Source organism: Streptomyces sp. R-74717 (genome assembly GCF_047305335.1).
In the GTDB taxonomy this organism is placed as follows: Bacteria; Actinomycetota; Actinomycetes; order Streptomycetales; family Streptomycetaceae; genus Streptomyces; species Streptomyces atratus.
Genome location: NZ_CP102361.1, coordinates 6,663,909 through 6,675,012 on the forward strand (window position 1 = coordinate 6,663,909; position 11,104 = coordinate 6,675,012).

Annotated in this window: 8 protein-coding genes; 5 read left to right on the top strand and 3 right to left on the bottom strand. The window is 70.4% G+C overall.

Going from position 1 to position 11,104, the window contains the following annotated elements; all coding sequences use genetic code 11:
* Window positions 1-18 precede the first annotated feature (18 nt).
* The gene (gene holA / locus NRF20_RS30525; RefSeq protein ID WP_093897084.1) at window positions 19-1,005 is read left to right on the top strand and encodes a DNA polymerase III subunit delta; all 987 of its coding nucleotides are present in this window, start codon (window positions 19-21) and stop codon (window positions 1,003-1,005) included.
* Between the two features lie 276 nt (window positions 1,006-1,281).
* Here the strand turns inward: holA and rpsT are convergent, their stop codons facing one another.
* The gene (gene rpsT / locus NRF20_RS30530) at window positions 1,282-1,548 is read right to left on the bottom strand and encodes a 30S ribosomal protein S20 (RefSeq protein ID WP_093897085.1); all 267 of its coding nucleotides are present in this window, start codon (window positions 1,546-1,548) and stop codon (window positions 1,282-1,284) included.
* Between the two features lie 215 nt (window positions 1,549-1,763).
* Here rpsT and lepA point away from each other — a divergent pair, with 215 nt between their 5' ends.
* The 4 genes from lepA (at window position 1,764) to hemW (ending at window position 9,386) form a co-directional block, all read left to right on the top strand.
* Window positions 1,764-3,638 carry a translation elongation factor 4 gene (gene lepA / locus NRF20_RS30535; RefSeq protein ID WP_398628694.1) on the top strand — a complete coding sequence of 625 codons (1,875 nt, stop codon included), beginning with the start codon at window positions 1,764-1,766 and terminating at the stop codon, window positions 3,636-3,638.
* 366 nt (window positions 3,639-4,004) lie between these two features.
* Window positions 4,005-5,894, top strand: coding sequence for an AMP-dependent synthetase/ligase (locus NRF20_RS30540; RefSeq protein WP_398628693.1), 1,890 nt, complete (start codon window positions 4,005-4,007; stop codon window positions 5,892-5,894).
* Between the two features lie 205 nt (window positions 5,895-6,099).
* Window positions 6,100-8,025 carry a SpoIIE family protein phosphatase gene (locus NRF20_RS30545; protein ID WP_398628952.1) on the top strand — a complete coding sequence of 642 codons (1,926 nt, stop codon included), beginning with the start codon at window positions 6,100-6,102 and terminating at the stop codon, window positions 8,023-8,025.
* Window positions 8,026-8,144: 119 nt separating this feature from the next.
* Window positions 8,145-9,386 carry a radical SAM family heme chaperone HemW gene (hemW, locus tag NRF20_RS30550; RefSeq protein ID WP_398628692.1) on the top strand — a complete coding sequence of 414 codons (1,242 nt, stop codon included), beginning with the start codon at window positions 8,145-8,147 and terminating at the stop codon, window positions 9,384-9,386.
* A gap of 144 nt (window positions 9,387-9,530) precedes the next feature.
* Here hemW and NRF20_RS30555 read toward each other — a convergent pair whose 3' ends face one another.
* Complete coding sequence (locus tag NRF20_RS30555) at window positions 9,531-10,352, bottom strand: DUF3097 domain-containing protein (RefSeq protein WP_398628691.1); 822 nt, start codon at window positions 10,350-10,352, stop codon at window positions 9,531-9,533.
* A gap of 25 nt (window positions 10,353-10,377) precedes the next feature.
* Window positions 10,378-11,100: an MBL fold metallo-hydrolase gene (locus NRF20_RS30560; protein WP_398628690.1), complete on the bottom strand. Its 723-nt coding sequence runs from the start codon at window positions 11,098-11,100 to the stop codon at window positions 10,378-10,380.
* Between the last annotated feature and the right edge of the window lie 4 nt (window positions 11,101-11,104).

Here is an 11,104-nt window from a genome sequence, read left to right on the forward strand (position 1 = left end):
GTGGGATGCTGGACAGCGATGGCCACCAGAAGGAATTCCACCGACGATCCGCTCGCCCCCCTCACGCTCGCCGTGGGCCAGGAGGACCTGCTCCTCGACCGCGCCGTGCAACAGGTGGTGGCGGCGGCCCGTGCCTCCGACCCCGACACGGATGTCCGCGATCTCACCTCCGACCAGCTCCAGCCCGGCACCCTTGCCGAGCTGACGAGCCCGTCGCTCTTCGCCGAGCGCAAGGTGGTGATCGTGCGCAATGCGCAGGATCTCTCCGCCGACACGATCAAGGACGTCAAGGCGTACCTCGGCGATCCGGTCGAGGAGATCACCCTTGTTCTGCTGCATGCGGGCGGTGCGAAGGGCAAGGGCCTGCTGGACGCGGCGCGCAAGGCCGGGGCGCGGGAGGTCGCATGTCCGAAGACGACCAAGCCGGCCGAGCGGCTCTCGTTCGTGCGGTCGGAGTTCCGGGCGCTGGGGCGCTCGGCGACGCCCGAGGCGTGCCAGGCGCTGGTCGACTCCATCGGCAGCGATCTGCGGGAGCTGGCGAGTGCGGTTTCGCAGCTCGTCGCGGATGTCGAGGGCACGATCGACGAGGCGGTCGTCGCCCGTTACTACACGGGCCGTGCGGAGGCATCGAGTTTCACGGTCGCCGACCGCGCAGTGGAGGGGCGGGCTGCGGAGGCGCTCGAGGCGTTGCGCTGGTCGCTGTCCACCGGGGTGGCGCCCGTGCTGATCACCAGCGCGCTGGCACAGGGCGTACGGGCGATCGGAAAGCTGTCCTCGGCGCGCGGAGGGCGGCCCGCGGACCTCGCCCGTGAGCTGGGCATGCCGCCGTGGAAGATCGACCGGGTGCGCCAGCAGATGCGTGGGTGGACGCCGGACGGCGTGGCGGTGGCGCTGCGGGCGGTCGCGGATGCGGACGCGGGCGTCAAGGGGGGCGGCGACGATCCGGAGTACGCGCTGGAGAAGGCCGTGGTCGCGGTGGCGCGGGCGGCGCGGTCGGGGCGGTAGCCGGGCGGGGCGAGGGCGCCGGGTTCGTCCGGCGGCTGCTCTGCCCTCAAGCGCCGGACGGGCTCAAAACCGGACGAGCTCGAAACCGGACGAGCTCGAAGCGGGTACGCCGAAGGCCCCGGGCTTCGCTCTGGGGAGAGCGAGGCCCGGGGCCTTCGGTTCACGCTTGGTGCGCCGCACCCGCGTGGCGAACGCAGGTTCGGTGTGCGGCGCGGGGGCCGGGCAGGGGCGGGAGAGAGGGCCCGCTGGTCCGTTCCGGCGGTTACATCAGAAAGCTCAGCCCTGGAGGGAGGCAACCTTGGAGGCCAGCGCCGACTTCTTGTTGGCGGCGGCGTTCTTGTGGATGACACCCTTCGAGACGGCCTTGTCGAGCGCGCGGGAGGCGTCGCGAGCGGCCGTGGTGGCCTTCTCGACGTCACCGGCGACGGCAGCCTCACGGGCCTTGCGGATAGCGGTCTTGAGCGAGGACTTGACGGCCTTGTTGCGCAGGCGCGCCTTCTCGTTCGTCTTGTTCCGCTTGATCTGGGACTTGATGTTCGCCACGAAAGAGCCTTTTCAGGTTCGTTGGATCTTCGATGTGCGCCCCGCGGCCTGAGAGAGTCGCGAGGCACAGCTGTCAACGGTACCAGCCCCGCTCCGACAGGCCCAAACCGGTCTCCGCCCCGCAACCATGGGACGATGGAGGCTACGTATCGATCCGACCGAACCGACATCGACCCGAGACACGGCGTTCGGCGTCTCAAGAATCAGGACCCTGCGTGCCCGCGACTCCTACCAACGTGCCCGAGCCGAGCCGTACCGACCCGGCGCTGATCCGCAACTTCTGCATCATCGCGCACATCGACCACGGCAAGTCGACCCTTGCCGACCGGATGCTTCAGCTGACGGGCGTGGTCGACCAGCGGCAGATGCGCGCTCAGTACCTCGACCGGATGGACATCGAGCGCGAGCGCGGCATCACCATCAAGTCCCAGGCGGTACGTCTGCCCTGGGCGCCCAACACGGGCGAGGACCAGGGCCGCACCCACGTCCTCAACATGATCGACACCCCGGGCCACGTGGACTTCACCTATGAGGTCTCCCGCTCGCTCGCCGCCTGTGAGGGCACGGTCCTGCTGGTCGACGCCGCGCAGGGCATCGAGGCCCAGACGCTGGCCAACCTCTACCTGGCGATGGAGAACGACCTCACCATCGTCCCGGTGCTCAACAAGATCGACCTGCCGGCCGCGCAGCCCGAGAAGTTCTCCGAGGAGCTGGCCAACCTCATCGGCTGCCAGCCGGAGGACGTGCTCAAGGTCTCCGCGAAGACCGGTGTCGGCGTGGACGTACTGCTCGACCGGGTGGTCAAGGACGTCCCGGCCCCGATCGGCCAGGCCGACGCTCCGGCCCGCGCGATGATCTTCGACTCGGTCTACGACTCGTACCGCGGTGTCGTCACGTACGTCCGTGTCGTCGACGGTCAGCTCAACAAGCGTGAGCGCATCAAGATGATGTCCACCGGCGCCACCCACGAGCTGCTGGAGATCGGGGTCTCCTCCCCGGAGATGACCCCGGCCGACGGCCTCGGTGTGGGCGAAGTGGGCTACATCATCACCGGTGTGAAGGACGTCCGGCAGTCCAAGGTCGGTGACACCATCACCTCCCTGAGCAAGGGCGCGACCGAGGCGCTGGGCGGCTACAAGGACCCCAAGCCAATGGTGTTCTCGGGCCTGTACCCGCTGGACGGCTCGGACTACCCGGACCTGCGCGAGGCGCTCGACAAGCTCCAGCTCAACGACGCCGCCCTGGTGTACGAGCCGGAGACCTCCGCCGCGCTCGGCTTCGGCTTCCGCGTCGGCTTCCTCGGTCTGCTCCACCTCGATGTGATCCGCGAGCGGCTGGAGCGCGAGTTCGGTCTCGAACTCATCGCCACCGCGCCCAACGTGGTCTACCGCGTCGAGATGGAGGACGGCACCGAGCACACCGTCACCAACCCGAGCGAATTCCCCGAGGGCAAGATCGACAAGGTGCACGAGCCCGTCGTGCGCGCCACGGTCCTGGCCCCCAGCGAGTTCATCGGCGCGATCATGGAGCTCTGCCAGAACCGGCGCGGCACCCTGCTCGGCATGGACTACCTCTCCGAGGACCGGGTCGAGATCCGCTACACCCTGCCGCTCGCCGAGATCGTCTTCGACTTCTTCGACCAGCTGAAGTCCAAGACGCGGGGTTACGCCTCCCTCGACTACGAGCCCACCGGCGAGCAGTCCGCCCAGCTCGTCAAGGTCGACATCCTGCTGCACGGCGACAAGGTCGACGCGTTCTCCGCGGTCACGCACAAGGACAAGGCGTACGCGTACGGTGTGCGGCTCGTCGCCAAGCTGCGCGAGCTGATCCCGCGGCAGAACTTCGAGGTGCCGATCCAGGCCGCCATCGGCTCCCGGGTCATCGCCCGTGAGACCGTCCGCGCCATCCGCAAGGACGTCCTCGCCAAGTGCTACGGCGGTGACATCTCCCGTAAGCGGAAGCTGCTGGAGAAGCAGAAGGAAGGCAAGAAGCGGATGAAGATGGTCGGCAATGTGGAGGTGCCGCAGGAGGCCTTCATCGCCGTGCTGTCGACGGACGAGTCGGGCGGGGACAGCAAGGCCAAGAAGTAGCTTTCCGCCGCAGGGCCGAGAAGCAACTCCCGCCCCGGCCGCCACCCCGGTTCCGTCCGCCCCTACCCGGTGGTAGCCCAACGGGCCCCTGCGTCGCAGTGCACTGCGACGCAGGGGCCCGTTTGTTATGAAGCGGCGGCCCATTGCCCCTTACGCGGCGGACGCGGGCGCTCTACCCTGATCACGGCCTCGTAGTTACTCGCCAGTTAAACAAGCGGGGCCGAGTGCCGCAGGACAAGCAACAGGACAAGCGCCGCAGGACCAAGTAACGCAGGACCAAGCGCACGGGGTGCGCGGGAACACACGTAGGAACAAGCAGCAATCAGCAGCCGGTCGTGAAGCACTGCCGCAGGCCCGGAGGATGTCGTGAGCGACACACAGACCTTGATCGAGAACCGACCGCCCTCCGTGGCGAACCTCTTCATCGACCGCGTGGCGGCCACCCCGGACGGGGAGGCCTACCGCTACCCCGTCCCTGCGGCCACCGGAGAGGGGCCCGATGAGTGGAAGTCGCTGAGCTGGGCACAGGCCGCCGAGCGGGTGTACTCCGTCGCGGCAGGGCTGATCGGTCTGGGCGTGCAGCCGGAGGAGCGGATCGCGCTCGCCGCCGGCACACGAGTGGAATGGATCCTCGTCGACCTCGGTGTGATGTGCGCGGGCGCCGCCACCACGACGATCTACCCGTCGACCAACGCCGAGGAGTCGGCGTTCATCCTCTCGGACTCCGAGAGCCGGGTCCTGATCGCCGAGAACGCCGGCCAACTGGCCAAGGCCCGCGAGCGCCGCGCCGAGCTGCCGGACCTCGCCCATGTCGTCGTCATCGACCCCGAGGGCGCCGGACCCGCCGAGGGTGACCCCGAGGGCTGGGTGCTCACCCTTGCCGATCTGGAGGCCCGCGGCGCCGAACACCTGGCGAAGAACCCCGATGCGGTCAAGGAGCGGGTCGCCGCCATCACGGCCGACCAGCTGGCCACCCTGATCTACACCTCGGGCACCACCGGCCGCCCCAAGGGCGTACGCCTGCCGCACGACAACTGGTCGTACATGGCCAAGGCCACCGTGGCGACCGGCCTGATCACCAAGGACGACGTCCAGTACCTCTGGCTGCCGCTCGCGCACGTCTTCGGCAAGGTCCTCACCTCCGGCCAGATCGAGGTCGGCCACGTCACCGCCGTCGACGGCCGGGTCGACAAGATCATCGAGAATCTGCCGGTGGTCCAGCCGACGTACATGGCCGCCGTCCCCCGTATCTTCGAAAAGGTCTACAACGGTGTCGCCGCCAAGGCGCGGGCCGGTGGCGGGGCCAAGTACAAGATCTTCCAGTGGGCGGCCGGGGTCGCCCGCGAGTACGCGACGGTCTCGCAGGACAACTTCCGGCGCACCGGCACGGCCTCCGTCCCGTTCGCGCTCGGCGCCAAGCACAAGGTCGCCGACGCCCTCGTCTTCGCCAAGATCCGCGAGGCCTTCGGCGGCCGGCTGCGCGCGTGTGTCTCCGGCTCCGCGGCGCTCGCCCCCGACATCGGCTACTTCTTCGCGGGCGCCGGCATCCACATCCTGGAGGGCTACGGCCTCACCGAGACCAGCGCCGCCTCCTTCGTCAACCCGGGCGAGGCCTACCGCACCGGCACCGTGGGCAAGCCGCTCCCCGGCACCGAGGTACGGATCGCCGACGACGGCGAGATCCTGCTGCGCGGCCCCGGCGTGATGCAGGGCTACCAGGGGCTCCCGGAGAAGACCGCCGAGGTGCTGGAGGCGGACGGCTGGTTCCACACCGGCGACATCGGCGAGCTGTCCGTGGACGGCTATCTCCGGATCACCGACCGCAAGAAGGACCTGATCAAGACCTCTGGCGGCAAGTACATCGCCCCGGCGGAGGTCGAGGGACAGTTCAAGGCGGTCTGCCCGTTCGTCTCCAACATCCTGGTGCACGGCGCTGACCGTAACTTCTGCACCGCCCTGATCGCACTCGACGAGCCGACCATCCTCGGCTGGGCCGCCGAGAACGGCCTGGGCGGGAAGCCGTACGCCGAGGTGGTGGCGTCCCCGCAGGCCGTCGCGCTCATCGAGGGCTATGTGAAGCGGCTCAACGAGGGGCTGCAGCGCTGGCAGACCATCAAGAAGTTCCGGCTGCTGCCCCGCGATCTCGACATCGAGCACGGCGAACTGACGCCCAGTCTCAAGCTGAAGCGGCCGGTCGTCGAGCGTGAGTACAAGGGCCTCATCGACGACATGTACGCGGGAGCCCGCGAGGCGTAGTACGGGTCCTCACCGACCGGCCGCACGGTGCGGCTGCTTCCGTTTTCTCTGCTCACTTTCTCTGCTCACTTCGGCAACTCGTTGCTTATGGGCATGGTCCATCTGTCACTCTGTCGGTGTCGTCAACGGCACCCAGCGAGAACAGAACGAGAACAGACAGACAGAGCGAGAACAGGTCAGGAGCTGCACCGTGGGGCCCATTCCCTTGCAGCGGGACATCGTTCAGCGTCCCGGTATCACCGTCGGCCATGCGGATGCGCGGCCGGTCGCCCGTACGTCCCTGCCCGGAAACCTCCTCGCGCCCTCCGCCGCCCGCCGGTTCGTCCGGGCGGCGCTCACCGAGTGGACCGGGCTGGGACTGCCGGCGGCCGTGGGTTTCAGCGAACGTCTGGCCGATGATGCGGCGGTCGTCGTCAGCGAGCTGGTCACCAACGCGGTCGTGCACGCCGGGACCAATGTCGAGCTGCTCTGCCGGCTCGAGGAGGCCGCCGAGGACGAGGCAGCGGCCCTGGTGCTGGAGGTCTCCGACCACCACCCGGCCCGTGCCGTACGCAGCGAACGCCCGGAGGCCGGCAGCACGACGGACACGGCGGAGGGCGATGCCCGCACCGGCCCCGAGGAGCCCGCCGAGTACGGTCGCGGGCTCCAGCTCGTCGGTACCCTCGCCGAGCGCTGGGGCATCACCTACCGCACCGGCCTCAAGACCGTCTGGGCCCGGCTTCCCGTCGACGACTGGAACCCGTTCCCCGAACCGTCGGCCGAGTCCGGATTCCAGCAGGGGCTGCGCGCAGCCGAGCTGCTCGCCCCCACCGCCCGGCGGGCCCTGCGCGACGACGCGGACTGGGCCGGCCGCGGCGCGCTCTCGTTCCTCGCCGAGGCCTCGGACCTGCTCGCAGGCCAGCTCGACGAGGACATCGTCGCGGCCCTCGCCGGACAGTTACTGGTGCCCAGACTTGCCGACTGGTGCGCGATCTGGCTGGAGCCCGAGAACGGCGGCCCCGCGGCCGTCCCCCGGCTCGCCAGCACCTGGCACCGGGACGAGGCCGAGACCGGGCAGCTGCGTACGGTGCTGGAAGAGGACCCGATCCGGCTGCCCGAACGGGTGGGCACCGGGCCCGTCTCCCTGCCCTGGCCCGGCGGCGAGGAGGACGGCGGGGAATCCGACGGGCGCACCGGATCCGCTCTCGCCTACCGGATCACATCGGGCGGCCGGACACTCGGCGCCGTACTCCTCGGCAGAGAGGGCACGGCACGTGTCCCCGACGAAGTGACCGCTCTGATCGAGGACTTCGTACGCCGTGTCGGCCTCGCCGTCGGAGCCGCCCGCGCCTACACCCGGCAGGCCACCATCAGCCGCATCCTGCAGCGCGCACTGCTGCCCAGCAAGGTCGCCGACATACCCGGCGTCACCAGCTCACTGGTGTACGAGCCCAGCGACGACGGGGTCGTCGGCGGCGACTTCTACGACATCTTCCCGTGCCCCGGCGACCGCTGGTGCTTCGTCCTCGGTGATGTGCAGGGCAGCGGCCCCGAAGCCGCCGTCGTCACCGGCCTCGCCCGGCCCTGGCTGCGACTGCTGGCCCGTGAGGGTTTCGGCGTCGGCGAGGTGCTGGACCGGCTCAACCGGCTGCTCCTCGACGATGCGATGGAGGCTGCCGAGGCGGCCGCGCTCATGGTGGCCGCGGCGGGCGGCCAGCAGACGGCGGACACCGGGCAGTCCCGCTTTCTCTCCCTGCTGTACGGGGAGCTCGTGCCGCTGCCCGGCGGTGGTGTGCGCTGCACCCTCGCCAGCGCCGGCCACCCGCTGCCGCTGCTGCTGCGCCCCGGCGGCGAGGTGCGCCCGGCCGCCGAGCCGCAGATGCTGCTCGGAATCTTCGACGACGTCGCGTACGAGAGCCAGAGCTTCGAGCTGGCGCCCGGCGACAGCCTGCTGTGTGTCACGGACGGCGTGACGGAGCGGCGCTCCGGGGCGCTGATGTTCGACGACGGGGACGGTCTGGCCCGGGCGCTGGCCGACTGTACCGGGCTGTCGGCGGACGGGATCGCGGACCGGATCAAGCGGGCCGTGCACGAATTCGCCGAGCGGCCGCCCGATGACGATCTGGCGCTGCTGGTGCTGCAGGCGGGGTGAGGGCGCGGCGGGGCGGCCGGGGGTGCTTGCTGCCGTCCGGGTGGCGTCGGTGCGGTCCGTGGGCGCGTGACCTTTCGTGATCATGGACGTGGCTCGGAGGTCCCCGGCGGCGAGTCACAATGGGCGGTATGCCTTCCGTACTGCCCGATGGTGAACCCGTACCCGACGACGGGGCGCTGCCCCGCCATGCCCTGGAAGGCGCCGCCGACCGGCCGCTCGGTTTCTACCTGCATGTGCCCTACTGCGCGACCCGCTGCGGCTACTGCGACTTCAACACCTACACCGCCACCGAGCTGCGCGGCTCCGGCGGTGCGCTGGCCTCCCGGGACAACTACGCTGCCCATCTGATCGGCGAGGTCCGCCAGGCCCGCAAGGTCCTCGGTGACGATCCGCGTCCGGTCCGTACGGTCTTCGTCGGCGGCGGCACACCGACCCTGCTGGCCGCCGGGGACCTGGTACGGATGCTGGGGGCGATCCGCGACGAGTTCGGGCTCGCGGACGATGCCGAGATCACCACCGAGGCCAACCCGGAATCCGTCGATCCGGCGTATCTGGCCGAGCTGCGGGAGGGCGGCTTCAACCGGATCTCGTTCGGGATGCAGAGCGCGCGGCAGCATGTGCTGAAGATCCTGGACCGTACGCATACGCCGGGGCGGCCCGAGGCGTGTGTCGCCGAGGCGCGGGAGGCGGGCTTCGAGCACGTCAACCTCGATCTGATCTACGGCACTCCCGGGGAGTCCGACGACGACTGGCGGGCCTCGCTGGACGCGGCGATCGGTGCGGGCCCGGACCATGTGTCCGCGTACGCGCTGATCGTCGAGGAGGGGACGCAGCTGGCCCGGCGGATCCGGCGCGGCGAGATCCCGATGACCGATGACGACGCCCATGCGGACCGGTACCTGATCGCGGACGAGGCGATGGCCGCGGCGGGCTTCTCCTGGTACGAGGTGTCGAACTGGGCCCGCACGCCCGAGGGCCGGTGCCTGCACAACGAGCTGTACTGGCGCGGAGCCGACTGGTGGGGCGCCGGTCCCGGGGCGCACAGCCATGTCGGCGGGGTGCGCTGGTGGAACGTGAAGCATCCGGGGGCGTATGCGCAGGCTCTGGCCGAGGGGCGGTCGCCGGGGGCCGGGCGCGAGATCCTCTCCGCCGAGGACCGGCGGGTCGAGCGGATCCTGCTGGAACTGCGGCTCGTGGACGGGTGTCCGTTGTCGCTGCTGGCACCGGCGGGGCTGGCCGCGGCGGGACGGGCGGTGGAGGACGGGCTGCTGGAGCGGGTGCCGTATGGAGAGGGACGGGCGGTGCTTACGTTGCGGGGGCGGTTGCTGGCGGATGCGGTGGTGCGGGATCTGGTGGACTGAGGGGGCAGGCGCGGCGCCGGGCGGGGTGCGGGTGCGCCTGCGGCGGGCCTGTTCCTCCGCCCGCTCCTTCCCGCAACCGGGGCTCCGCCCCCGGACCCTCCACTCCTCGAACGCCGGAGGGGCTGGGGAGGTCCGGCGGAGGGGCTACTGAGGCGGCGCCGTCACGAAGTCGATCAGGTGCTCCACGGAGCCCAGCAGCGCCGGTTCCAGATCCCGGTACGAGCGCACCGTGGACAGGATTCGCTGCCAGGCCGCGCCCGTGTTCTCCGGCCAGCCCAGCGCGCGGCACACGCCCGTCTTCCAGTCCTGGCCGCGCGGGACCACCGGCCAGGCGGCGATGCCCGCGGACGACGGCTTCACCGCCTCCCACACGTCGATGTAGGGGTGGCCGACCACCAGCACGTTCGCGTCCGAGACCTGGGAGGCGATCCGGGACTCCTTGGAGCCCGGGACCAGGTGGTCGACCAGGACGCCCAGCCTGGCGTCCGGGCCGGGGGAGAACTCGCGCACGATGGCCGGCAGGTCGTCGATGCCCTCGAGGTATTCGACGACCACGCCCTCGATCCGCAGGTCGTCGCCCCAGACCCGCTCGACCAGCTCCGCGTCGTGGCGGCCCTCCACATAGATCCGGCCCGCCCGCGCGACCCGGGCGCGCGCCCCGGGGACTGCGACCGAACCCGATGCCGTACGCGTGGGGCGTACGGGACCGGCCGCCGACGGGCGCACGAGCGTGACCACCCGGCCCTCCAGCAGGAAGCCGCGCGGCTCCATCGGGAAAACCCGGTGCTTGCCGAAGCGGTCCTCCAGGGTCACCGTGGGACCCTGGGCCGTCTTCTCGCAGCGGATCACCGCACCGCAGAATCCCGTGGAGACCTCCTCCACGACCAGATCGGGATCGGCGGGGACCTCGGGAGCGGGGGCGGACTTCTTCCACGGCGGGGTCAGGTCCGGCTGATAGCTGCGCATCGGATGACGATAAGACGACAACACGTCACGACACGCCGAAGAGGACGGCCAGTCGGTCACGCTGGTCCCTGACGAACGCCGCGTCCACCGCCGCTCCGTGCCCCGGAACGTACACCGCCTCCTCGCCGCCCAGCGCCAGCAGCCGGTCCAGCGCGGCCGGCCAGCGGGACGGGACGGCGTCCCGTCCCGCCTGCGGTTCGCCGGACTCCTCGACCAGGTCGCCGCAGAGCACCACCGCGGGGGAGCCGGGGACGAGCACCGCCAGATCGTGGCTGCTGTGGGCGGGGCCCACATTCGCCAGCAGCACCTGACGGCCGCCGCCCAGATCGAGCGTCCACTCGCCGCGCACTTCATGATGCGGCGCCACCAGCGCAGCGGCGGCCTCGGCCGCATCGCTTTCGGACACTCCGTGGCGCACCGCCGAGGCGTGCAGATCGTCCGCCCCGAGCTTCATCAGCCCGGCCATGCCGACCGCTCCGTACACCTGGGTGCCGGGAAACGCGGCGGTGCCCAGTACATGATCGAAATGGGGGTGGCTGAGTGCGATATGCGTCACTCTCCGGCCGAGCAGGGCCTGTGCCTGGGCCCGTATTTCCTCACCTTCGCGGAGTGTTGATCCGGTGTCGTAGAGCAGCACTCCAGCCGCTCCGACCACCAGTGCGACTGTCGCATCCCATCCGGGGAGGCGCCGTCGGCCCACTCCGTGACCGAGTCGCTCCCAGCCGAACTCTTCCCAAGAGACGTCCATACCG